24 protein-coding genes are annotated in these 22,150 nt (G+C 64.8%); 16 read left to right on the top strand and 8 right to left on the bottom strand.

Annotated features, from left to right (window positions below):
• Nucleotides 1-9 precede the first annotated feature (9 nt).
• The 15 genes from P8T11_RS07835 to P8T11_RS07765 all read left to right on the top strand — a co-directional run bounded on the left by P8T11_RS07835 (nt 10) and on the right by P8T11_RS07765 (nt 14,194).
• Complete coding sequence (locus tag P8T11_RS07835) at nt 10-852, top strand: FAS1-like dehydratase domain-containing protein (protein WP_268077476.1); 843 nt, start codon at nt 10-12, stop codon at nt 850-852.
• A 44-nt stretch (nt 853-896) separates the two neighbouring features.
• Nucleotides 897-1,640, top strand: coding sequence for an SDR family NAD(P)-dependent oxidoreductase (locus tag P8T11_RS07830; RefSeq protein WP_268077477.1), 744 nt, complete (start codon nt 897-899; stop codon nt 1,638-1,640).
• A gap of 15 nt (nt 1,641-1,655) precedes the next feature.
• Nucleotides 1,656-2,645, top strand: coding sequence for an NAD(P)-dependent oxidoreductase (locus tag P8T11_RS07825; protein WP_268077478.1), 990 nt, complete (start codon nt 1,656-1,658; stop codon nt 2,643-2,645).
• Nucleotides 2,638-3,516 carry a branched-chain amino acid ABC transporter permease gene (locus tag P8T11_RS07820; protein WP_268077479.1) on the top strand — a complete coding sequence of 293 codons (879 nt, stop codon included), beginning with the start codon at nt 2,638-2,640 and terminating at the stop codon, nt 3,514-3,516. The genes P8T11_RS07825 and P8T11_RS07820 overlap by 8 nt, the downstream gene beginning before the upstream one ends.
• On the top strand, nt 3,509-4,507 hold the full coding sequence (locus tag P8T11_RS07815; RefSeq protein WP_268077480.1) for a branched-chain amino acid ABC transporter permease: 999 nt from the start codon (nt 3,509-3,511) through the stop codon (nt 4,505-4,507). The genes P8T11_RS07820 and P8T11_RS07815 overlap by 8 nt, the downstream gene beginning before the upstream one ends.
• Entirely contained in the window at nt 4,504-5,292 is a 789-nt protein-coding gene (locus P8T11_RS07810; RefSeq protein ID WP_268077481.1) for an ABC transporter ATP-binding protein, read from the top strand. Before P8T11_RS07815 ends, P8T11_RS07810 begins: the two co-directional genes overlap by 4 nt.
• Entirely contained in the window at nt 5,285-6,079 is a 795-nt protein-coding gene (locus P8T11_RS07805) for an ABC transporter ATP-binding protein (protein WP_268077482.1), read from the top strand. The genes P8T11_RS07810 and P8T11_RS07805 overlap by 8 nt, the downstream gene beginning before the upstream one ends.
• Nucleotides 6,080-6,092: 13 nt before the next feature.
• Nucleotides 6,093-7,031, top strand: coding sequence for an SMP-30/gluconolactonase/LRE family protein (locus P8T11_RS07800; RefSeq protein ID WP_268077483.1), 939 nt, complete (start codon nt 6,093-6,095; stop codon nt 7,029-7,031).
• Nucleotides 7,032-7,231: 200 nt separating this feature from the next.
• The gene (locus P8T11_RS07795; RefSeq protein WP_268077484.1) at nt 7,232-8,149 is read left to right on the top strand and encodes a Bug family tripartite tricarboxylate transporter substrate binding protein; all 918 of its coding nucleotides are present in this window, start codon (nt 7,232-7,234) and stop codon (nt 8,147-8,149) included.
• 105 nt (nt 8,150-8,254) lie between these two features.
• Entirely contained in the window at nt 8,255-9,457 is a 1,203-nt protein-coding gene (locus P8T11_RS07790) for an FAS1-like dehydratase domain-containing protein (RefSeq protein WP_259246531.1), read from the top strand.
• Between the two features lie 81 nt (nt 9,458-9,538).
• The gene (locus P8T11_RS07785) at nt 9,539-10,705 is read left to right on the top strand and encodes a CaiB/BaiF CoA transferase family protein (RefSeq protein WP_268077485.1); all 1,167 of its coding nucleotides are present in this window, start codon (nt 9,539-9,541) and stop codon (nt 10,703-10,705) included.
• A complete protein-coding gene (locus P8T11_RS07780) occupies nt 10,702-11,973 on the top strand; it encodes a CaiB/BaiF CoA transferase family protein (RefSeq protein ID WP_268077486.1) in 1,272 nt (423 codons plus the stop codon). Before P8T11_RS07785 ends, P8T11_RS07780 begins: the two co-directional genes overlap by 4 nt.
• 69 nt (nt 11,974-12,042) lie before the next feature.
• Nucleotides 12,043-12,624 (top strand): cysteine hydrolase, encoded by a 582-nt coding sequence (locus P8T11_RS07775; RefSeq protein WP_259246537.1) that lies wholly within the window; start codon nt 12,043-12,045, stop codon nt 12,622-12,624.
• A 7-nt stretch (nt 12,625-12,631) separates the two neighbouring features.
• A complete protein-coding gene (locus P8T11_RS07770) occupies nt 12,632-13,444 on the top strand; it encodes an HpcH/HpaI aldolase/citrate lyase family protein (RefSeq protein WP_268077487.1) in 813 nt (270 codons plus the stop codon).
• A 108-nt stretch (nt 13,445-13,552) separates the two neighbouring features.
• On the top strand, nt 13,553-14,194 hold the full coding sequence (locus P8T11_RS07765) for a GntR family transcriptional regulator (RefSeq protein WP_259246541.1): 642 nt from the start codon (nt 13,553-13,555) through the stop codon (nt 14,192-14,194).
• Nucleotides 14,195-14,262: 68 nt separating this feature from the next.
• Here the strand turns inward: P8T11_RS07765 and P8T11_RS07760 are convergent, their stop codons facing one another.
• Nucleotides 14,263-14,601 (bottom strand): hypothetical protein, encoded by a 339-nt coding sequence (locus P8T11_RS07760; protein ID WP_268077488.1) that lies wholly within the window; start codon nt 14,599-14,601, stop codon nt 14,263-14,265.
• A 214-nt stretch (nt 14,602-14,815) separates the two neighbouring features.
• On the opposite strand from P8T11_RS07760, the gene P8T11_RS07755 reads away from it, so the two are divergent.
• Entirely contained in the window at nt 14,816-15,616 is an 801-nt protein-coding gene (locus tag P8T11_RS07755; protein WP_268077489.1) for a hypothetical protein, read from the top strand.
• Nucleotides 15,617-16,158: 542 nt separating this feature from the next.
• On the opposite strand, the gene P8T11_RS07750 is transcribed toward P8T11_RS07755, so the two are convergent.
• The 7 genes from P8T11_RS07750 to P8T11_RS07720 form a co-directional block, all read right to left on the bottom strand.
• Nucleotides 16,159-16,947, bottom strand: a complete 789-nt coding sequence (locus P8T11_RS07750) for a DUF899 domain-containing protein (RefSeq protein ID WP_268077490.1) — start codon at nt 16,945-16,947, stop codon at nt 16,159-16,161.
• Between the two features lie 187 nt (nt 16,948-17,134).
• Nucleotides 17,135-17,902: an aldolase/citrate lyase family protein gene (locus tag P8T11_RS07745; protein ID WP_268077491.1), complete on the bottom strand. Its 768-nt coding sequence runs from the start codon at nt 17,900-17,902 to the stop codon at nt 17,135-17,137.
• A 10-nt stretch (nt 17,903-17,912) separates the two neighbouring features.
• Nucleotides 17,913-18,695, bottom strand: coding sequence for a 2-oxo-hept-4-ene-1,7-dioate hydratase (hpaH, locus tag P8T11_RS07740; RefSeq protein ID WP_268077492.1), 783 nt, complete (start codon nt 18,693-18,695; stop codon nt 17,913-17,915).
• A gap of 13 nt (nt 18,696-18,708) precedes the next feature.
• Nucleotides 18,709-19,572 (bottom strand): fumarylacetoacetate hydrolase family protein, encoded by an 864-nt coding sequence (locus P8T11_RS07735; protein ID WP_268077493.1) that lies wholly within the window; start codon nt 19,570-19,572, stop codon nt 18,709-18,711.
• Complete coding sequence (locus tag P8T11_RS07730) at nt 19,569-20,501, bottom strand: amidohydrolase family protein (RefSeq protein WP_268077494.1); 933 nt, start codon at nt 20,499-20,501, stop codon at nt 19,569-19,571. Before P8T11_RS07730 ends, P8T11_RS07735 begins: the two co-directional genes overlap by 4 nt.
• 12 nt (nt 20,502-20,513) lie before the next feature.
• A complete protein-coding gene (locus P8T11_RS07725) occupies nt 20,514-20,894 on the bottom strand; it encodes a RidA family protein (RefSeq protein WP_050449544.1) in 381 nt (126 codons plus the stop codon).
• Nucleotides 20,895-21,029: 135 nt separating this feature from the next.
• On the bottom strand, nt 21,030-21,998 hold the full coding sequence (locus P8T11_RS07720) for a Bug family tripartite tricarboxylate transporter substrate binding protein (protein WP_268077495.1): 969 nt from the start codon (nt 21,996-21,998) through the stop codon (nt 21,030-21,032).
• Between the last annotated feature and the right edge of the window lie 152 nt (nt 21,999-22,150).

Below are 22,150 nucleotides of genomic sequence, written 5' to 3'. Positions count from 1 at the left end.
AGTGCAGGCGTGACCAACGCATACGAAGAGTGGGTAGGCCGTGTAGAGGCGCGCACGCAGCGCCTGGACGCGACGGTGGTGCAGGCCATGGCGGCCACGCTGGATCTGGACAGTGCGCCCGGCGACGGCGCGCCGCTGCCGCCGGGCTGGCAGTGGCTGTACTTCAACCCGACGGCGCGGCGCAGCGGCCTGGGTACGGACGGCCATCCCCAGCGCGGCGGCTTTCTGCCGCCCATTGAATTGCCGCGCCGCATGTGGGCGGGCAGCCGCGTGCGCTACCTGGCGGACCTGCCGATCGGCGCGGAAGCGACGCGGCACAGTCGCATCCTGAAAGTCGAGAACAAGGTGGGCAAGCGTGGGTCGCTGTGGTTCGTGACCGTTGAGCACACCACGGTTTGCGACGGCACGGCCTGCATCGTGGAAGAGCAGGACATCGTCTACCGCGAGGCCACGCCCGTCGGCGCGACTCCGGCCGCTACCCCCGAACCCTATGCGGGCCAGGCACGCTGGGGCCATGACGTAATCCCCGACACGACGCTGCTGTTTCGCTATTCGGCGCTGACCTTCAATGGCCATCGCATTCATTACGACCAGGCCTATGCACGCAACGAAGAGGGCTATCCCGACCTGGTGGTGCATGGCCCGCTGACGGCCACGCTATTGCAGCAACTGGCGCTTGCGCATGGCGAAGGTCGGGCGCTGGCCAGCTTTGAATTCCGTGGCGTCAGCCCCTTGTTCGTGTCGCGCTCGTTTCGCGTGGAAGGGCATACGAATGAAGACGGCTCGCTGGCGTTGTGGGCGCGCGGGCCAGATGGAGAATTGGCGATGTCCGCCACCGCGACGCTGCGCTGACGGCCAGCGCGATTCCTAAAAAAACGATCAGGAGACAAGAGAAGATGGCACAGCATATGAGCGGCCCCGCAAGTCTTGAAGGCCAGGTGGCATTGATCACGGGCGGCGCGGGCGCCATGGGGCGGGCAATATCCAAGGCGTTCCGGGATGCCGGCGCGCGGGTCATCGCCACGGACCGGATCGAGCAGGAAGAAATCGGCAGCGGCATCGACTACCGCCGCTACGACGTCACCTCGCGCGCCGAAACCGACCTGGTCATCGACAAGATCATCGCGGACTACGGCAAGGTGGACATCCTGGTGCTGTGCGCCGGCATCATCGCCCGCACCTCGCTGGCGGACAGCACGGACGATGAATGGGACGCGGTGATGTCCGTCAACGTGCGCGGCGTGGTGAACCCGGCGCGCAAACTGTTCCCGCTGATGTGCAAGCAGGGCTTCGGCAAGATCCTGGCGGCGGGGTCGATTGCTGCCAAGAACGGCGGCGTGGCCTCGGGCCCGGCCTACGTGGCGTCCAAGGCCGCCGTGCACGGCATGATGCGCTGGATTGCCAAGGCCGGCGCGCCCCACGGCGTGTACGCCAATACGCTGGCGCCCGGCCCGGTCGAGACCGCCATGTGGGCCAGCGTTACAGGGGGCGGCGCGCCGTCGGCCAACGGCACGGTGCCGCTGGGCCGCTACGGCAACCCCGACGATATCGCGCAGGCGGCGCTGTTCCTGTGTTCGCCGGCTTCCAACTGGATCACGGGCACGTCGCTGGATATCAGCGGCGGCATGTGGATGGACTAAGGCAAGGACGCCACCATGACTACAGACAAGCACCCCGTGATCGGCTTTATCGGGCTAGGCGTGATGGGCGGCCCGATGTGCCGCAACATGGCGCTGAAGCACCCGGGTGAAGTCATCGCGTTTGACATGAACGCCGAGGCGTTTCAGTTGCTGGAAGGCACCGGCGCGCGTCGCGCGGATTCGGTTGCCACGGTGGCGGCGCAGGCGGACGTGGTGTTCCTGTCCCTGCCGGGCGGCCCCCAGGTAGAGCAGGTGTGCGTGGCGCCCGGCGGCCTGACCGACGGCGTGCGCCGGCCCGCCGTGATCGTCGACTTGAGCACCACCACCGTGGCGTCCGCCCGGGGCACGGCCGAGCAGCTTGCCGCGCGCGGCGTGGCCTTTGTGGATGCCCCGGTGGCCCGTACCCGCGAAGCGGCGCAGCGCGGCGAGCTCAGCATCATGGTGGGCGCCGACCAGGCGCTGTACGCACGCGTTGAACCGCTGCTGCGTTATATCGGTTCAGACGTGACGCGATGTGGCGAGGTGGGCTGCGGCCAGGTGGTGAAGCTGATCAACAACGCGCTGGTGTTCGAACACACCGTGGCGTTGGCTGAAATGATGGTGTTGGGCGAACGTGCCGGCGTGCAGCCGGAAGTGCTGCTGGACGCCGTGTCCAAGGGTTCCGGCGACAGCTTCGTGCTGCGCAACCATGGCCGCAAGGCGATGTTGCCGCGCCAGTTTCCCGACAAGGCGTTTCCGCCCGAATACGTCTTGAAGGACCTGGGCTATGTGCTGGAACTGGCCGCGCAATCGGGCCTGGCGGCTCATGTGGCCGAGCTGGCCCGGCAGTATTACGCCGCCGCCGTCAGCGGGGGGTATTCGGGGCGGTACTTCCCATCGGTGATTGAACTGATCGACCAGGGCGGAGGCCCGGCCAAGGCCGAATCTCAAGCCTCCCAAGCATCTCAAGCCTCCCAAGCAGCGTCAGCCGTTGCCTTGCCGCCAAGGAGCCGCGCTCATGGATGACCTGATCGGCTTGACCTGGGCGGGCATGGTCAGCGGCTGCCTGTACGCCATGGGCGCGATCGGCATTGTGCTGATCTACAAAAGCTCCAACGTGGTGAACTTCGCGCATGGCAACCTGGCGGGGCTGGCCGCGTTCCTGGTGTTCGGTTTCACGGCCGGGCTATTCGCGAACATGGCCTGGGGCGCCGCCGTGCTGCTGACGCTGGCCATCATGGTGGCGGTGATGGCGGTCAGTTACTTCCTGATTGCGCCGCTGGTTTTCAAATCGGACTTGACCAGCACCATCGCCACCCTGGGCGTGGGGCTGATCGCCCAGGGCGCAACCCAGCTGCTGTTCGGCTCGAACGTGGTGTCGCTGGATTTGCCGCTGCCTGCCTGGCGCGGGCAGATGGGCCCGGTTCACGTCACGGCTTATGACCTGGCCGTGCTGGGCACCACCGCGATCGCGATCGGCCTGCTGTACCTGCTGATCGAACGCACGCGCATCGGCATCGCGTTCCGGGCGGTGTCGGCCAACCCATTCGCCAGCCGCGTGTGCGGCTTGAACCTGCGCCGCGTGCATTTGTTTTCGTGGGTGGTGGCGGGCTTGCTTGGCCTGGTTGCGTCCTTGCTGATCGTGCCCACCACGTTTTTGTCTTCGACCAGCGTGTCCTCATTCATGCTGCAAGCCTTTGCGGCGGCTGTCGTAGGCGGATTCAACAGCCTGCCGGGCGCCGTGCTGGGCGGCATCTTCATCGGCGTCATCATGAACCTGCTGTCGTTCTACGTGGCCGCCGAATTCAACAACAGCTATCTGCTGCTGACCATCCTGCTGGTGCTCAACGTCTTCCCCAAGGGCGTGCTGGCCATACGCGGAGGCGCCCGTGTCTAGTGTGATGCTATCTACCCGTTCCTTGCCGGCGTCGGTGGCGCAGGGCAGTCAGCCGGTATCCGCGATGCGGCGTTGGTCTTCGGTGATTGGCGTGGCGGGCCTGCTTGCGCTGGCGCTCTTGCCCCTGGCCGCGGGCGGATACTGGACCTACACGCTGGGGCTGTGCTTCGCCAATGCCATCGCGATCATGTCGGTGAGCTTTCTGGTGCGCTATGCCGGCGAGGTCTCCATCGGCCATGGCGTCTTCGTGGCGGCGGGTGCTTACACGGTGGCCTTGATGGAGAAATACCTGGGCGTGTCGCTGTTGGCCAGCCTGCCGGTGGCGGCGATAGCCGGGGCCGTGCTGGGCCTGGCCTTCGCCTTTCCATCGCGCTTTCTGTCGGGCATCTATCTGGCGGTGGCCACGATGGCGCTGGCCCTGGCCTTGCCAGAAGTGCTGCTGCACTTTTCATCGGTGACCGGCGGCTATGAAGGCCTGTACGTGAAGCTGGACGCGCTGCCTGGGCTGGCCAAGGAAACCCAGCGCTACTACCTCCCGCTTGCGGGGCTGGTGTTGGTGGCGCTGCTGCTGCGCCAGTTCCGGCGTTCGCGCCAGGCGATGGCCTTGCTGCTGATCCGCACGTCGCCGCACGCGGCCGAATCGTTCGGCGTGCGCCGCAGTTGGGCGCGGCTGTCATGCATGGCCTTGAGCGGCGCCATTGCCGCCATCGCCGGCGCCATGCTGTCGTTCAGCTCTTCCACGGTGTCGCCCAACAGCTTCACCCTATGGACGTCGATCTTCCTGCTGGTCGGGTCGGTGGTCAGCCTGTATTCGCTGGCGGTACTGGGCAGTTTGCTGGGCGGTCTGTTCCTGACGATGATGCCCTTGCTGCTGGCGGGGGCGGGCGACTGGGTACCGATTCTGTATGGTTCCGCGCTGCTGATCGTGGTGCTGGGATTCAATGCCTTGCCCGCCGAGCTGCGCGCCCGACTGCACGGAGGCAATCCATGAACGCACACGCCATGGCGTCCGGCGAGGCGCTGATCGTTGAAGACCTGTCGCTGTCGTTCGGCGGCATCCAGGTGCTGCAACACATCGGGCTGCAACTGAAGGCCGGTGAAATCACGGGTTTGATCGGCCCCAACGGTGCGGGCAAAACCAGTTTCTTCAATTGCCTGACCGGCTTGTATGCGCCGCAGCAGGGCAGCATCAGTCTGGCGGGCCGGCGCTTGGAAGGCGTACCGCCCGCGGGGCGCGCCGCGCTGGGCTTTTCTCGCAGCTTTCAACACGTGGCGCTGTGCCCGGAACTGACCGTGGCCGAGAACGTCATGGTGGGGGTGGACAGGCAGTCATCCGCCGGTTGGCTCGACGCCTTCCTGCCTTTGCCGCGCGGCAAGGCGGAACGCGCCCACAACCGCGATCGCGCCTTGGCCGCCTTGGAGCGGCTGGGCGTGGCGGACGTGGCCGATGCCTATCCCTCGCAGTTGCCGCCCGGTGTGTTGCGCCTGACCGAGATTGCCCGGGCCATTGCCGGCAAGCCTCGCGTGCTGTTGCTGGATGAGCCGGCCGCCGGACTGAATTCCATCGAGACCAGCGACCTGTCCGCCGCGCTGACACGCTTGCGCGCGCCCGATCTGGTGCTGGTCGTGGTGGAGCACGACATGGACCTGATCATGGAAGTCTGCGACACCATTCATGTGTTGAACGTGGGCCGTTTGCTGGCATCCGGCGAGCCGGCGCAGATCCGGCTGAACCCGGATGTGGTGCGCGTCTATCTGGGAGACGACGATGAATGACACGCCGGCAAGCTTGCTTGAGGTCGAAGGCCTGACGGTGCGCTACGGCGCGGGCCCGGTGGTGCATGGCATCGACCTGTCCGTCGGGGCGGCCACCGTGGTCGCCTTGCTGGGCGCCAACGGCGCGGGCAAATCCAGCACGCTGCGCGCCATCGCGGGCCTTGAGCCGGCGCAAGGCCGCATCCGGCTGGACGGGCAGGACATCTCGGGTCTGTCCGCCGCGCAGCGTTTTCGGCGGGGCATCGTGTATGTGCCGGAAGGGCGCGCCATCGTTACGGACCTGACCGTGGCGGAAAACCTGATCCTGGGTTCGTACTTCGTGGACGCCCGCACCCGGGCGCGCCGCGAACAGATGGTGATGGATTTCTTTCCCGAAATCGCCGGACGGCGCAATGCGCCCGCCGGCCTGCTCAGCGGCGGCGAACAGCAGATGCTGGCGATTGGTCGTGGGCTGATGTCCGGCCCACGCCTGCTGTTACTGGACGAGCCGTCGCTGGGCCTGGCGCCTTTGTTGGTGGCGCGGGTATACGAACGGCTGGCCGTGATCCAGCGCGAACAACAACTTGCTGCCTTGCTGGTCGAGCAGAGTTTCCATGTGGCGGCCAAGTTGGCCGTGCACGCATGGGTGCTGCGCCACGGCCATATCGTGGGCACGCTGGACGAACAGGCGCTACGCAGCCGCGAAGGCCGGCAACAAGCCATCGACGCTTACCTGGGCGCGCGCCAGACCGCGCAAGCGGCGGCCCAAACCCCATCGCAAAGCCCGTCGCAAACCCACCCCGCATAGGAAGGAAACAGGCATGAAGCAACTGAAGCTGCAAGGCGAAGTCATGGCGACCGGGCTGGCGTTTCCCGAAGGGCCGGTTGCGATGCCCGACGGCAGCGTGCTGGTCGTTGAGATCGCGGGCGGGCGGCTGACCCGCGTGTTGCCCAACGGTGAACTGCGCAAGGTGGCGGACCTGGGCGGCGGCCCCAATGGCGCGGCGCTGGGGCCGGACGGGCACTGCTATGTCTGCAACAACGGCGGCTTCAGTTGGCGTACCGATGACGGCTTCACGCGGCCCACCGGCCCCGCTGAGGATTACGACGGCGGCTGCATCCAGCGCGTGGATGTGGAAACTGGCGCGGTCCAGACGCTATACACCCATTGCGACGGCATCCCGCTGCATGGCCCCAACGACATCGTGTTCGATGCGCATGGCGGCTTCTGGTTCACGGACTTTGGCAAGACCTTCGAAGACAAGATGCTGCGCGGCGCCGTCTATTACGCGCGGCTTGATGGCAGCGGCATCCGCCGTGCCGCGCATCCGGTGCTGACGCCCAACGGCGTGGGCCTGTCGCCGGACGGCAGCCGGCTGTATGTGTCCGAAACCGAGACCAGCCGGCTGTGGTCGTATCCCATTCCCGACGCTGCGTCGGCGCCTGGCCACTTGCAACTGGCGGCCTGGCCGTCACCCAACGGCGGGCAACTGGTGCACGGCTTGCCCGGCTTTCAGCGCTTTGACTCCCTGGCGGTGGAAGAGGGCGGCAATGTCTGCGTGGCCACCTTGGTGCGGGGCGGCATCAGCGTGTTTTCGGCCGATGGCGAAGCGCTGGAATTCCACGAAGCGCCCGAAGGCTATTGCACCAATATCTGCTTTGGCGGCAGCGACCGGCGCACGGCGTACATCACGCTGTCGGGCCATGGCCAACTCTTTGCGGCGCGCTGGCCGCGTGCCGGCCTGGCGCTGAACGGCTGATTCCCATGACCCTGCACAAGAAGGACGCCTTGATGACATCCCGCCCGAGTTCCCGCGCGACTTCTCGCGCAACGGCCCATGCGACACTTCGCTCATCGTCCGATGCGGCCCGTCGCGCAAGGTGCGATGCCGCCCCTAGCCGCCGCACCTGGCTGCGCACGGCCATCACCGGCATTTGCGCTTTGGCGGCCGTGGCAAGCATGCCCACAGCCCTGGCCGCAAGCTGGCCCGACAAGCCCATCCGCATCATCGTGCCGTATGCGCCGGGGCAGGGCGCCGACGTGCTGGCGCGCCTGTTGTCGCAAGACCTGGCCAAGCGCTTGAATCAACCCATCGTGGTCGAGAACCGCGCAGGGGCGGGCGGCAACATCGGGTCGGCCGCCGCCGCGCGCGCCGCCAACGACGGCTACACCTTCTTGCTGGGCACCAACGCCACGAACGCGGCCAACGAATTTCTGTATGCCAACCAGGGCTACGACCCCACCGCCGACTTCACCGGCGTGGCCATGATCGGTTTGCTGCCCATGGTGATCTGCACATCCGCCGCCGACCTGCCCGCCAATAGCGTGGGCGAACTGATCCAGCGCGCCCGCGCCCGACCCGACACGCTGAACGTCGGCTTGCCCAGCACCACGGCGCAGGTGGTGTTCGCGGAGTTCGTGAAATCGGCGCAAGCGCCGCTGTTCGCGGTGAAGTACAAGGCCTCAAGCCAATCATTGACCGACGCCATGGGCGGGCAGATTCCGTTGGTGATCGACACCGTTACCGCCGCGCGTCCGCATCTGGCCAGCGGCAAATTGCGCGCCGTGGGCATCACGTCGCTCAAGGCCAGCGACATGCTGCCCGGCGTGCAGCCGGTGTCCGAGCAGGGCGTGCCCGGCTTCGACGTTGTGGCCTGGGACGCCTTGTTCGCCCCGCACGGCACACCCGCGCCGATCATCCGACAAATGAGCGAACAGATCCGCCTGGTGCTGGAGCAACCCGAGATGCGCCGCAAGATGCTGGACATCGGCGTCGAACCCTTGGTGATGCCGCCCGCGCAGTTGAATGCCTTCGTCAACGATGAGCGCCAGAAGTGGGGCGCCATCATCAAGGCGGCTGGCATCCGCATTGAATGAACCTTTGAATAACCCCCCGTCTTATCAACCCCTTTTTTTACGTACTTGAAGAATGCATTCTGCATTCTAGAGATAGGTAAAGGAGTCGCAACCGTGAGCAATGTCATGAACCTTCCCCAATCCGATGTCGGCAACGCCCCCGCCGAAGGCCTGATCACCGACGAAGCCATCGCCGCCGCGCGCGCCATGATCGGCTTGCACCTGCGCCCCGAAGGGCCGTACCTGCAAGACGCCACGGCCGACACCTTGCGCAACTGGTGCAACGGCATTGGCGACCTGAACCCGCTGTATCGCGATGCGGGCTACGCAGCGGGCACGCGCTACGGCACCTTGCTGGGCCACCCCATGTTCCCGATGGCATTCGGCTGGTTGGGCCGCACCCGCTGGGGCCTGCCGGGCGTGCATGGCTTCTATGCCGGCAACGACTGGGAACTGTTCCGCCACGTGCGCCCCGGCGACCGCATCACCGCCATCGAACGGGTAGTGGGCGTAGAGGAAAAAGAAAGCAAGTTCTCGGGCCGCCTGGTGCTGCAATACGTCGAGGCCAGTTACTACAACCAGCGCGGTGAACTGGTTGCCCGCGCCCTGGGCACGTGCACGCGCCATGAACGCAAGGCGGCACGCGACACCGGCAAGTACAAGGAAATCGTCCAGCACGAATACGCCGACGAAGAGCGCGACCGCATCGACCAGATGGTGCTGGACGAGCCGAAGAACATCCGTGGCGCCAACGTGCGCTATTGGGAGGAAGTGCAGGAAGGCGAAGAACTGCCCACCATTGCTCGCGGCCCCTTGTCGCTGATGGACACGATGGGTTTCCTGGTGGGATGCGGACGCGGCCACACGCACGGCGTGGTGTTGCAGGCGGCGGTGAAGCACCCGGGCCACTTCTTCCGCAATCCGGAAGCGGGCGGCGGCGTGGAATACACCGGCATCGGCCATCACCGCGAATCGGTCGCGAAGGAAGTGGGCGTGCCGGGCACCTATGACTACGGCCCGCAACGCTCGTCGTGGATGTGCTCGCTGGTGACCAACTGGATGGGCGACGCCGGCGTCATCAAGCGCGTGCGCACCGAAATGCGGCGCTTCAACATCATGGGTGACACCACGTTCTGCAAGGGCAAGGTGCTGCGCAAGTACGTCAAGGACAACGTCGGCCTGGTCGACATTGAACTGGCCGCCGAGAACCAGCGCGGCGAACTGACCACGCCGGGGATCGCCACGGTGGCGCTGCCGTCGCGCGACGTGCGCCTGCCGGCCTTCCTGGATGGCTCGGGCGTGGACCTTGAATTGCCCGTGACGCGTTGATCCGTTCACCCGTGACCCGTTGAACCGTGGACCGGAGATTCCTTCACCGGTCCGCGGCCGTAACCTTGCGAGACAGCCCTTATGCAGTCCTACGAACCGCAACACACCACCACGCTGCCCTTGTCCGGCTGCCGGGTTCTGGAGCGCTCGAACACGGTCGCGGCCGCCTATGCCGGACGAATGCTTGCCGTGATGGGCGCGCAAGTCGTCATGCTGGAACCGCCCGGCGGGTCGCGGCTGCGGCAGGCGCCGCCGCTGATCGATGACAGCGATGAGAGTGCGCTGTTCGCCTATCTGGCCGTGGGCAAGCGCAGCCTGCAAGCCGATTTGACGCAGGCCGAAGGCCGCGAATTGCTGACGCGCGAACTGGCCGGGGCAGACATCCTCATCGACGACACGCCCGTGCAAGCGCGCGCATCCCAGGGCTTGTCGCCCGAGCAGATCTCCCGCGACTGGCCCGACCTGGTCCACGTCAGCGTGCTGCCGTTTGGCGCAACTGGGCCCAAAGCCGATTGGGACGGCGAAGAGGTCAATCTGCTGCACGCGGGTGGCGAAGGCTTCCTGCTGCCCAATGGCTTGTCGCACGAGCTGTTTCCCGATCGGCCACCCTTGAAAATCTACGGCCACTTCGGCGGCTACCAGGGCGGCGCGATGGCCGCGTTGTGTGCGCTGTCGGCGTGGTGGGCCGTGCCGTCCGGCGGCGGTCAATACGTGGATGTGTCGGTGCAAGACGCGGTCCTCTCCGTGGGCGCGTTCGCCTTGCAACGCCTGGGCGACGGGTCGTTGGAACACCGCGCAAGCCGCCGCTTCCGCTACGGGGGCGTGTTTGAAGCGCAAGACGGCTACATCGAATTGCTGACCCTGGAAGACCGACAGTGGCGGTCGTTGGTGCAACTGCTGGGTCAACCGTCCTGGGCGGCTGACCCGGGCCTGCTCGATCCCCTGGAACGCAGCCGTCGCGGCGATGAAATCAACGGCCATATCCGTGAGTGGATGGCGCGCCACACGGTCGAAGACATCGTCCGGCGCGCGCAGGAATTGGGCGTGCCCGCCGCTAAATACCGCTTGCCCGCTGAAGTAATAGAAGGCGAACAGGAACGCGCACGCGGCCTCTTTGCTCCCGCCGTATTGGCCAGCGGCCGCGAAGCCGAGATCCTGGTCGCCCCGTTTCAGTTTCGCTGTACCCCATTGCCGCGCGCGGGCACCGTGCCCGCCTTGAACGAGATGGCACAGGAGGCCACCGCATGAGTCAGGTCCAGGCACGTTCCCCGCAGACCGATCGCCTGCGCGCGCCGCTGGCCGGCGTGCGCATCGCGGACTTCACCATTCACGCAGCCGGCCCGTTCTGCACGCACCTGCTGTCTCAACTGGGCGCCGAGTGCATCAAGATAGAAAGCGCCACCCGGCCCGATGCGTTTCGCAAGCCGCATGCGGTCTATGGCCGCATGTCAGCCGCCACGTTTGATCAGGTGTCGGCCAACAAACTTTCTGTGCGGCTGAACCTGAAGCAGCCCGAAGCCGTGGCGCTGGCCAAGCGCATCGTTGCTCTTTCGGACGTGGCCGCCGAAAGCTTCCGTCCGGGCGTGATGCAGCGCCTGGGCCTGAACTTTGACGCGCTGCGCGAGGCCAAGCCTGACCTCGTCCTGCTGTCCCTGTCGTCCTGCGGCCAAAGCGGCCCCGACTCGCACTTCGCGGGCTACGCACCGCTCTTTGGCGCGTGGGGCGGCTTGGGCTGGATGAGCGGATACCGCGACGGCCCGCCCGTAGAAATGCGCCACGTCATGGACCACGCGGCCGGCGTGCACGCGGCGCTTGCCACGCTGGCCGCTTTGCACCAGCGCCGCCGCACGGGCCTGGCCCAGCATGTCGACCTGGCCGCGCGTGAAGTGGCCTCCGCCATGATCGGCGACGCGCTGGTGCTGGCCAGCCTGGGCATCACCCCCGAACGCCCGGGCAATGCAGACCTGGCCATGGCGCCGCACGGCGTGTATCCCACATCGCAGCCCGACCGCTGGCTGACACTGGCCATCCGCAACGACGCCGAATGGCAGGCATTGGTACGCACGTTGGGGCAGGGCGAGAGCGAGGGCAATAGCAGCAGCAACAGGAGCGGCAACGGCGCCGGATATGCCCGCTACGCCACTGCCACACTGCGTCGGCAGCACAGCCAGGAACTGGACGACACGCTGACACGGTGGCTGTCGACCTGCAACGCGGACGCCACCGCCGAACGCTTGCAGCAGGCCGGCGTTTGCGCCCACGTGTCGTGGACCATGCAGGACGTGGCGTCCGACCCGCACCTGAGCGCGCGCGGTGCCGTCACCAGCGTGCAAGCGCCAGACATCCCCGCCCGTTTGGCGGTTGGCGCACCCGCCCGCTTCAGTGGGGCGGACCAGGTCGGCATCCGGCGCTTGACCCCCGCCCTGGGCCAGGACGAGGATTATGTTTTCGGTGAACTGCTGGGGCTTGGTGCACAGCAGCGCGCCGACCTGGAAAGGCGCGAGGTCATTCTTTAACGAGTCCACACCTTTTTTGCGCCATTCAACGCAGCGTGAACAAACACCCCTGATTTAAAGGAGTCATCAATGAAGGACGCCATCTACCTAGTGCTGGACATGGAAAATGATCTGGTCCACGCAGACGGCCCCAACGGCCGCGCCGCCTACGGAGAGCAGGTGCGCAGCCGCGCCATCCTGGAAAACACCCGCCACGCGCTGGACAAGGCCCGCGCCGCCGGCCTGCACATCGGCTTCGTGCGCGTGGGCTTTTCGCCCGACTACCGCGAATGCCCGCCCCATTCCCCCATTTTCTCGGGTGCGCGCAAGAACGGCATCTTCAAGCTGGGCGAGTGGGGCACGCAGGTGCATCCCGACCTGGGGCAACAGCCGGGCGACTTCGACATCATCAAACACCGCGTCAGCCCCTTCTACAGCACCACGCTGGAAGCCGTCTTGCGCGCGCACGGCATCAAGCGGATTTACTGCTCGGGCATTTCCACCAACGCCGTCGTGCAGGCTACCGTGCGCGAAGGGCATGACCGCGATTACGACATGGTGGTGCTGGAAGACTGCTGCTGCGGCCTGAGCACCGAAGAGCACGACAACGCCATCAAAAGCCTGCAACGCTTCTGCAGGCTCACCAATTCCAAAGATGTGGTTTTCGAATGAGGCGCCTGTGAACGCTCCCCCGCGCAGTCTCTTGTTTGTACCGGGTGACCGCCCGGACCGTTACGCCCGCGCCGCGTCCAGTGGCGCGCATGCGGTCATCCTGGACCTGGAAGACGCCGTCGCGCCCGCCGCCAAGGCACAAGCGCGCATCGACGTGGCCGCCTGGCTGGCCCAAGGCGGCCAGGCCATCGTCCGCATCAACGCCGCCGACACCGACTGGTATCAGGACGATCTGCAAGCCGTTCGCGCCGCGCCCGGCGTAGGCGTCATGCTGCCCAAGGCCGACGCCAACACGGTGGCGCACACCTTGCTGGCCTTGCCGGGCAGGCCCATCATCGCCTTGCTGGAGACGGTGCGCGGCTATATGGACCTGCACGCCGTGGCGCGGCAAGCGGGCGTTGAACGCATCGCCTTTGGCAGCGTGGACTTTGCCGTGGACAGCGGCATCGCCGACGAGGCCGACGCCATGACCGCCATCCGTACCGACATCGTGCTGGCCTCCCGGCATGCCGACCTGGCCCCGCCCATCGATGGCGTCAGCCTGGAATTCAACGACGCCGACCAGATGCTGGCCGATGCGCGGCGCGCGCGGCAGCTTGGGTTCGGCGGCAAGCTGTGCATCCACCCGCGCCAGATCGCCGCCGTCAATGCCGCCTATTTGCCCACCGCCGACGAACAAGCCTGGGCCCGGCGCGTGCTGGCCGCCTTCGACGCCAGCCACGGCGCCGCCACCGCCCTGGACGGAAAAATGATCGACAAACCCGTCGTCGAACGCGCGCGCCGTATCGCCGCGGAATCCCAGGGTGCCGCCATGGCTTAACGGTTAGAATCTGCCCCATAGGGGCTTCGCGGCCTGTAATCAGGGTTTTACCCAGGCGGGTTTAATCCAAGGTTTAACCGGCAAGTCCGGGCCACTCAGGCTTAATAAATGGAATACCGTACGAAAGAGGAACAAGTCGCGGATTACTTGCGAGAGCGCATTATCTCGGGCGTATTTCCGCGCGGGTCGCGCTTGAAGCAGGCCGAGATCGCAGAACAATTGAAGCTAAGCATCACGCCGGTGCGCGAGGCGCTCAAGCTGCTTGAAGCCGAAGGCTATATCAGCGGCGATTCCTATCGAGGCGCCCGCGTCGTGCCCTTCGATGCCGGCGCATCCGCTGAAATCCTGCAACTGCGCCTGTTGCTGGAATCGCAACTGGTGCGCGCCGCCGTCGAAAGAATCACCACGCAAGACATCACCGAACTGCGCGTATTGGCCAATGACTTCGCCAAAGCCTTCGAAACCGGCGACCGCGCCATTGCGCGCGGCATCAATTACCGCTTCCACCGCCAGCTCTACGACATTGCGCAGTTGCCGCAAACCTTGCACTTCGTGCAGATCCTGTGGGCGCGTTATCCGTTTGATTTGATCAATTCCGCGTCGAATCGCGGCCAGGATGCCGTGCGGGAACACGAAGAGATCCTGCAAGCGTTTGCCTCGGGGGATGCGTCAGCGGCCATGCTGGCGATGCGCAAGCATATTGAGTCGGGGTGGACGGTGTTGAAGTCGTTGAGCGAGCCGGGCGGCTGATCACTGGCGTTGTCGTCGACGCAGTCAGCGGCTTGGTCAGCGGCTTGGTCGGTCAGGGGGGCAGCAGCCTAGTCAGCAGCACGCCACGACTTGCGCCGCGAGGCTTTCGGCTTGGGCGCCACGCCCATGCGCGGGTCCCGATCCAATGCCAGCCTTACCAACGTAGCGGCGCGGGACTCAAACGCTTCGTCGGTCTGCGGCAGGTACAGCCATTTACCCAACTCCGGATGCACCAACAGCCCGGGCACGTCCGCCATCAGCGCTGCATGGTGCTCGCGAGACGTACACACCATGACCCCGTTCCAGGGCGGTTCACGGTCAGCAACCACCAGATACAGCGACTCATCCAGATACGCCGCATCGCAGCCGAACATCTTGCGGCGTTGGTAGGCGGCGTCACGTTCCATTGGCTCCAGAATCCATGACAGCGAATTCACGCGGGCAGGGGAGCGCTTGCGAGGCGGGGCGAAGAGGTCGGACGAGGGCGATGACGATTTACTCATGTCGGCAAGTTTAGGCGGACAGGGCGCTATCGTTCACCTGGAATTTTTCATTTAGACTTTCGCGGTTTGCCCACGAATTGCAAACCGTTAACCCCGGAATTCGCCAAGCGCATCCCCCATGTCTGAACACCACCAATTCATTTGCCCACGCGATTTTCACCTGCCGCCGCCCGATTGGCAGGCCCTGGAAGCGCAACTGCTGAAAGGCGGATACGTGCTTGAGCCGCGCGGCCGGCAAGTGCCGTATCGCGCCATCATCAACCTGGGGTTTGGCGTGGCCGGCCTGAACGACGGCTCTTATCAAAACCCCGAACCCATCGGGACAGCGGGCGACTTGCTTGCGAGATACGTGCAGGCAGGCCATCTGCCTGCCGATCTGCCGATTCGGCACGACGCAACCATGGAAGAAACGTTGAGCCTGCTGGCGCAACATGGCATCACCCCGGATCCGCTTTACGACGATAACGAAAGCAGTGACTGGCACAGCCCGCAATACTGCCTTGGCCCCGCCGCGCGCCCCTACCTAAGCGCCGAGGTCCAAGAGGACTATGACGCAGACCCCAGGAATTTTCCGTTGATGCTGCTGGCGTTCAACGGCCCGAACCCCAGCGTGGCCGTCGGAGAAAACCTGTCCGAGCCGTGCCTGCCCGGTTCCAACGAACCCTTGGAATCTCTACCGCCATTTGATTCGCACGTGGATTTCATCGGCGCGGCATATGAGGACCCGGCTGCGCAATGGCATTGCGAGGCAAATGGTTGCGCCTACCGCATCCTGGAACTGGACTGGCGCTATAGCCTGGCAATGGGATTTCGGATGGTGCGCATGGAATGGCTGGATGAAGAAAGCGCGCGCGGCATCGCCAAGCTGATTGGCGAACTGACCGGGCAGGCGATGGTGTGTAGCCATCGGCATTTGTGATGGCGGGTGGGGCGCATCGCTGCGGCCATTGGGGCGTTCAATAGCCGAGATAACTGGCAAGAAGTTTGTACGTGTAGCGTGCTGAACGGGGAAATTGACGGGACGGCAGTTGCGATGTCGGTGAAGTCGGGCGTGACGCTAAAAGTAGGACTCTTTCACGGCTTTTAGGGGCGGTTATCGCGGGTGTTTTTGGGTGTCGACGGTCTATGATGGATGGTCGTATCGAACAGCAATTTGACCTTTTGATGTGGCCTAAAGGCAGAATGGTTGTCGTCGCCGTTCAAACGCCAGTGCTAGGACGATCCCGGAGTTGAGCCATGATTAAGTGCCACGAATTTCTCGCTTCAGAAATCCGAGAGTTGGAGCTAATGCTGGAGGCTATTCCTGCGTCGGCGGCGATACAGCGCATATCCATTCAAAATCGTTTGAAGACGGTTCGTGCCGCGCTCGAGCGGGAAGTCGCCTCTTCACAATAAGAATCCATGTGGGCCAAGGGCGTCCTCGCTTCACGCTGAACGCCCTTCCCAAGTAACGCGGTACCGCTACGCCGCTGGCTTACCCTTGTTGCAGCATTGCTCCATGAGCGCTTTGTTTGTCGCCTCGGACACCTCGACCCACTCCTGATCTGGCGGCGCACCTGGCACATAGCTGTCGTGCCAGTTCCACCAGGTGTACACCGGCGTCTGCGGATACCCCTTAGGCGAATCCTCCCAGGCTTCCTGCCGGCCCAACGGCGTGATGTCCAGGTAGTTCCACGTGCCGCCCATCTGCTCGTCGCCACGATTATTCAAAAAGTACGTGCGGAAAAAGCGGTCGCCATCGCGAAAGAACACGTTCGTCCCGTGCCATTCGTCCACGCCAAAATCCGCGTCGAAGCTGTCGGTGATCGTGAACCACGGCATCGTCCAGCCCATGCTAGCTTTCAGGCGGGCGATGTCGGCTTGAGGGGCGCGCGAAACAAAGACCAGCGTGGTGTCGCGGGCGTTCAAGTGGGCCAGGTGCGCCACTTGGTCGGCCACCATGGAGCAGCCTCGGCATGCGTGCTCGGGCCAGCCGTAGACGCCGGGTTCGAAGAAGGCGCGATAGATGATGAGCTGGCGGCGATTGTCGAACAGGTCGCGCAGCGTCAGCTTGCCATTGGGGCCTTCGAACGTGTATGCCTTGTCGACAGGCGTCCAGGGCATGCGGCGGCGCTCGGCGGCCAGGGCGTCGCGGGCGCGGGTTTGGGCTTTTTCTTTCAGCAGGAGCTGCTGGCGGGCGGCTTCCCATTCGTCGGCGGTGACAACGGGGGGCGTCTGCATGCGGCCCGTGGGTTCAGTGGCAGCGGTCATGGCGGTGATACCTCCGGTGGTGATTCCTTCTTGGCCAGGATGAACGGCGGGTTGCGTGGCAGCCCGCCGTCTAAGGGTGCTTACGGATAGTGTTGCACCGCGTGCCGAGAGCCGGGAGTAACAAACGTGGCGTTATTTCCTTGGCTTAAGCCGCGACGGCCGCGCGTCTAGCGTCTGGCGAAAGCCGTCAAACCCTTGCGAACCGCGCCGCCAATTGATCGCAGTACCGCACCAAGATCGCCGCGTCCACGCCCACCGCCGTAAACAAACTGCCCGCCTCGATATACCGCCGCGCCAGCGCCTCATCCCCCGTCAGCACCCCCGGCGCCTTGCCCGCCGCGCGGATGCGCTTGATGGCGCTTTCCACCTCTGCCACCACCTTCGGATGCTGCGGCTCGCCGGGATATCCCAAGCTGGCAGCCAGATCCGCAGGCCCAATAAACACGCCATCGACTCCATCCACCGCAATCATGGCGTCCAGATTCTCCAGCGCCTCGCCCGTCTCGGCCTGCACCAGCAAACACAGTTCTTCTTCACACCGGCGCATATAGTCCGGCACGCGCCCATACCGCGTCGCGCGCATCGTGCCGCTAACGCCCCTTATCCCGCGCGGTGCATAACGCATACCTGCCACCGCGCTTTGCGCCTCATCCGCGTTCTGCACATACGGCAGCAGCAAGGTCTGCGCGCCGATATCCAGATACTGCTTGATCTGCACCTTGTCATTCCAAGACGGCCGCACCACCGGATGGCTTTTGTACGCGCCGGCCGCCTGCAACTGCGCCATCACGGTGGGCAGCACCACGGGCGTGTGCTCGGTATCCAGCAGCAGCCAATCAAAGCCGCTCGCCGCCACCAGTTCGGTGCTGTTCGCATGCCCAAGCGTGACCCACAGCCCGGTTTGATGGCGCTGTTCACGCAGCGCGCGTTTAAACGTATTGATGGGGAGTTCCATGCGCGCCGCCTTATGAAAAATGCACCGAGATGCTGCCCAGCTTGCCGTAGTCAGCATGCAGCGTATCGCCGCGTTTCACCGCGACGGTGCGGGTGAAGGACCCCGCCAGCACAACATGCCCGGCTTCCAACCCGGCGTCGTGCTGCGCAAGCTTGTTCGCCAGCCACGCAATACCCAACGCCGGATGTCCCAGCACCGCCGCCGACACGCCCGATTCTTCGATCACGCCATTCTTCAGAAGCAGGGCGCCGACCCAGCGCAGATCAATATCCATCGGCCGCACCGGCCGGCCGCCCAGCACGATGCCGGCGCACGCCGCGTTATCGGCAATGTTGTCCACGATGCGGCGCGGATACTTGCTGCGGCCGTCGATCAGTTCCAGCGCCGGCACCACGTAATCCGTGGCGTCCAGCACATCGAACAGGCTCACATCTGGGCCGCGCAAGGGCTTGCCCAGCACAAACGCCAGCTCCACCTCCACGCGCGGCACGATCAGCTTGTCGGTGGGAATGGTCTGCCCATCTTGAAAGAACATGGTGTCCAGCAAATGGCCGTAGTCGGGCTCGTCAATGCCCACGGTGCTTTGCATCGCCTTGGACGTCAGGCCGATCTTGTGGCCGCGCAGCTTGGCGCCGTCGGCAATCTTCTGGTCGATATTGCGTTGCTGGATGGCATACGCATCCGCAATCTCGATGCCGGGAAACGCCTGGTCCAACTGCGTGGTGGGCACGCCGCTGCGCTCGGCTTCAAGCAGCAGGCTGGCCGCGCGGGCGCGGTCGTCGTCGTTAAGCATTGCAAGCTCCTGATCAGTGCGCGGCGACTTCGTCGGCCACGGGGTTGGACAACACGCCAATGCCGGCGACTTCCACCTCGACCACGTCGCCCGGCTTCAAGAAGCGCGGCGGCGTGAAGCGCACGCCTGCGCCGATGGGCGTGCCGGTGGAGATCACATCGCCGGGTTTCAGCGTGGTCCAGATGGAGATGTAGCGGATCAGTTCCGCGAACGGAAACATCAGGTTGTCGGTAGCGTCTTGCTGGCGCAGTTCGCCGTTGACCCGCGTGGTCACCGTTAGCGGCGCGTCGGGGTCGAACTCATCGGCCGTCACCATCCACGGCCCCATGGACCCGCTGGCGTCAAAGTTCTTGCCCTGCGTCACGTTGAACTTGCCGTGTTTGATCCAGTCGCGCACCGTGCCTTCGTTCAGGCAGGTCAGGCCCGCGATGTGGCTCCAGGCGTCCTCGGCGGCAATGCGGCGGCCGGCCTTGCCGATGATGATGGCGATCTCGCCTTCGTAATCCAGTTGTTCGGACTCCGGCGGGCGCAGCAAGGGTTCACCATGGCCCACGAACGAACCCGGAAAGCGCGGAAACACGCTGGGGTAGGCGGGCGGCGCGCTGCCGTCTTTATATTCCTCGTTGCGCTTGCCGTAGTTCACGCCGACGCAGATGATTTTTTCAGGCGAGGGTATTGGCGGCAACAGCCGCACGTCGTTCAGCTTGTGCGTGGCGGGAAGTGTGTCCGCCAATTTGGCCAGCGCGGGCAAGGCGTTGGCCTCCAGTGCGGCGCGCAGGCTGGCAAAGCCATTTCCGTCCAGCGCCACGATCTGGTCCTGGCCACGCAGCGCGCCAAAGTGCGTGCGGCCTTGATGCGTATAAGTCAGCAGTTTCATTCGTCGAATCCAAACAAGCGAGCGGGGTTGTCCACCAGGATTTTCTTAAGCGTCGCGGCGTCGCCCGCATAGCGCGCCAACTGGTCCACCAACTGGCCCTCGTCGGGCGTGGGCTTGGTGGAGACGGGATGTGGCCAGTCGCTGCCCCACACCACGCGGTCGGGGTTGGCGGCGATCAGCGCTTGCGCTAGCGGCGTCACGTCGTCCCAAGGCGGGCCGCTGCGTGAGATCTTTTCCGTCAACGACAACATCACCCAGAAGTTGCCGCGACGTAGCAACGTCTCCAACAACTGCCGAGTCGGATCTGCCGCGCCTGCAGTGGGATCGGCACGCCCCATGTGATCCAGCAGCACCGGAATATCCAGCCGTTCAAACTGCGCCGCCTGCGCCATCATCCCGTCGGGCTCCGGCTGAAACTTGGCGTACCAGCCCAGTTCACGAATGCGCGCAATGGCGCGGTCAAACACGGCCGGCGCCATGCTGATGCCCAAGCCCTGACGTGTGAACCGCGCCCCGCGCACGCCCGCATCGTGCAGCTTCTGAATGTAGGCGTCGTCTCGCTCGGCCAGCACCACCGCATTCGCGCAACCGCGATACGACGGGCCGGCGGCGGCCAGGCCGTCCAGCACCACTTGATGATCTGCACCATAGGTGGTGGCCTGCACGATCACGCCGCGCTCGATGCCCAGCAGGCGGTGCAGGCCCAGCGCGGTCTCGATGGTGGCGCTGGGCATCTCGTACGCCGCGCCGGGGCGCACGGGGTAACGGTCTGCGGAACCGAATACGTGAAACTGGCTGTCGCAGGCCTTAGGCGGTAGGCGGGTGGCGGGGGCGGTGGGGCGGGGATTGAAGGGTTGGTACTGCGAGGGGGAATGTTGCGGCGCTTGCTTCTGCGACGCTTGATTCTGCGAACTTTGGCTTTGAGTCATCGTCTGTCTCCCTTACCCGATCACGGCCACAAAGTCGCATTCGATCAGCTTGTCGCCATCCAGATCGGCCTGCATCGTGTGGCGCGCCGGACGATTCTCCGCATCCGGAAACGCTTGCAGCCACACCGCATTCAGCGCCGCGCGCTGGCTGCGGTCGCGCATCCACACCGTCATCTTGGCGACGTGATCCAGCGTGCCGCCGCCCGCTTCCACAATGCGGCGCACGTGGTCGAACATCAGTTCGCACTGGCGTTCCAACGTCGCGCCATACGCGCCCGTGGCGGGGTCGGTGCCTTGGATGCTGCCCGAATACAGCATCGGCCCAATCCGGCACGCGGCCGGAATGGGATTCTTGTGGCTGAAGCCTTCGGCGTAAATGCTGCGTCTGCTCATGGCGGGTTCCGTTTGCAAAGAAGAGGGTGGAGCGGCATCGCAGCCATGACCAGGCAGGCCGCGATGCGTTCGGTTGTCAGGGCGTGGCTGCTGGCGGGTCAGGCCAGGCTGTGGTCTGGCGGCTGTGGTCTGGCCTTAGTTCGCCGTGATGCCCGCACGCTTGATGATCGGCGTCCAGCGCGCGTCTTCCGCCGCCAGATAGCGCGTGAATTCCTCTGGCGTACTACCGCGCGCCTCGGCACCCAGGTCATCAAATCGCTTAATAATCGTGGGCTGCGCCAGGATCTTGGTCAGCGCCTCGCTCAATTGTTTCAGCACATCCGGCGGCGTGCCCTTCGGCGCCAGCAGCCCGGTAAACGTGGCAGCCTCCATGCCCTGCACACCCGCTTCCGCAAACGTCGGCACGTCTGGCATCGACGGCACGCGCTTGGCCGTCGTCACCGCCAAGGCGCGCAAACGGCCTTCCTTCACATACGGCAGCGCCACCGAAATCTGATCAAAGTTGAAATCCACCTGCCCGCCCAACAGATCGGTCGTGGCCGGCGCGTTGCCCTTGTACTGCGCCGTCGTCCAACGCGCGCCCGTCAACGACTGCAACAGCTCGCTGACCAGATGATTCGTGGTTCCCGCACCCGGAGACGCCATGTTCAGCTTGCCGGGTTCCTTCTTCGCCAGCGCCAGCAATTCCGCCAGCGTCTTCGCCGGCACGCTCGGCTTCACCTGCAACACCAGCGGCGTGTACGACACCGAACTGATCGGCGCAAAGTCCCGATCCCACTTGTACGCATCCCGCTTGAAAATCAGCGGCGAGAACAGCAGCGGCCCGTTCGCCGCCATGAACAAGGTGTAGCCATCCGGCTCGGACCGCGCCACCTGCTCGCCCGCAATCATGCCGCCCGCACCCGGCTTGTTCTCGACAATAAACGGCTGCCCAAACGCTGCCTGCAAGCCCGGCGCAATCATCCGCGCCGCCACATCCACATTGCCGCCCGGCGGATAGGGCACCACGATCTTCACGGGCTTCTCGGGCCACGCGGCGTGCGCCATGGAAGTCAGAACGGTCAGCGCCACCGTGGCGCAGGCTCGAAGGGTATTGCGAGTCATGGTTTGTCTCCTGGTCGTGTCATCACGTTTTGTTTGTTGTGTTTGACGACACTCTAGAAATTCCCGCGCCGCTGAACAATCCGAATTTCAAGAAAAGTTCCGGATATTGGACTCTTTTGGCAGGTTGCTTTGCGGGTGGCTTTTGGCATGAC

The organism is Achromobacter spanius, assembly GCF_029637605.1.
Lineage (GTDB): Bacteria > Pseudomonadota > Gammaproteobacteria > Burkholderiales > Burkholderiaceae_B > Achromobacter > Achromobacter spanius_E.
This window is presented reverse-complemented; position numbering and strand designations above follow the sequence as displayed.

Bases quoted from the DNA above. Each gene is read 5' to 3' on its own strand.
- P8T11_RS07830 (WP_268077477.1), top strand. From the start codon at position 897: ATGGCACAGCATATGAGCGGCCCCGCAAGTCTTGAAGGCCAGGTGGCA.
- P8T11_RS07825 (WP_268077478.1), top strand. From the start codon at position 1,656: ATGACTACAGACAAGCACCCCGTGATCGGCTTTATCGGGCTAGGCGTG.
- P8T11_RS07820 (WP_268077479.1), top strand. From the start codon at position 2,638: ATGGATGACCTGATCGGCTTGACCTGGGCGGGCATGGTCAGCGGCTGC.
- P8T11_RS07810 (WP_268077481.1), top strand. From the start codon at position 4,504: ATGAACGCACACGCCATGGCGTCCGGCGAGGCGCTGATCGTTGAAGAC.
- P8T11_RS07805 (WP_268077482.1), top strand. From the start codon at position 5,285: ATGAATGACACGCCGGCAAGCTTGCTTGAGGTCGAAGGCCTGACGGTG.
- P8T11_RS07800 (WP_268077483.1), top strand. From the start codon at position 6,093: ATGAAGCAACTGAAGCTGCAAGGCGAAGTCATGGCGACCGGGCTGGCG.
- P8T11_RS07795 (WP_268077484.1), top strand. From the start codon at position 7,232: ATGCCCACAGCCCTGGCCGCAAGCTGGCCCGACAAGCCCATCCGCATC.
- P8T11_RS07790 (WP_259246531.1), top strand. From the start codon at position 8,255: ATGAACCTTCCCCAATCCGATGTCGGCAACGCCCCCGCCGAAGGCCTG.
- P8T11_RS07785 (WP_268077485.1), top strand. From the start codon at position 9,539: ATGCAGTCCTACGAACCGCAACACACCACCACGCTGCCCTTGTCCGGC.
- P8T11_RS07780 (WP_268077486.1), top strand. From the start codon at position 10,702: ATGAGTCAGGTCCAGGCACGTTCCCCGCAGACCGATCGCCTGCGCGCG.
- P8T11_RS07775 (WP_259246537.1), top strand. From the start codon at position 12,043: ATGAAGGACGCCATCTACCTAGTGCTGGACATGGAAAATGATCTGGTC.
- P8T11_RS07765 (WP_259246541.1), top strand. From the start codon at position 13,553: ATGGAATACCGTACGAAAGAGGAACAAGTCGCGGATTACTTGCGAGAG.
- P8T11_RS07760 (WP_268077488.1), bottom strand. From the start codon at position 14,601: ATGGAACGTGACGCCGCCTACCAACGCCGCAAGATGTTCGGCTGCGAT.
- P8T11_RS07755 (WP_268077489.1), top strand. From the start codon at position 14,816: ATGTCTGAACACCACCAATTCATTTGCCCACGCGATTTTCACCTGCCG.
- P8T11_RS07750 (WP_268077490.1), bottom strand. From the start codon at position 16,947: ATGACCGCTGCCACTGAACCCACGGGCCGCATGCAGACGCCCCCCGTT.
- P8T11_RS07745 (WP_268077491.1), bottom strand. From the start codon at position 17,902: ATGGAACTCCCCATCAATACGTTTAAACGCGCGCTGCGTGAACAGCGC.
- hpaH (WP_268077492.1), bottom strand. From the start codon at position 18,695: ATGCTTAACGACGACGACCGCGCCCGCGCGGCCAGCCTGCTGCTTGAA.
- P8T11_RS07735 (WP_268077493.1), bottom strand. From the start codon at position 19,572: ATGAAACTGCTGACTTATACGCATCAAGGCCGCACGCACTTTGGCGCG.
- P8T11_RS07730 (WP_268077494.1), bottom strand. From the start codon at position 20,501: ATGACTCAAAGCCAAAGTTCGCAGAATCAAGCGTCGCAGAAGCAAGCG.
- P8T11_RS07725 (WP_050449544.1), bottom strand. From the start codon at position 20,894: ATGAGCAGACGCAGCATTTACGCCGAAGGCTTCAGCCACAAGAATCCC.
- P8T11_RS07720 (WP_268077495.1), bottom strand. From the start codon at position 21,998: ATGACTCGCAATACCCTTCGAGCCTGCGCCACGGTGGCGCTGACCGTT.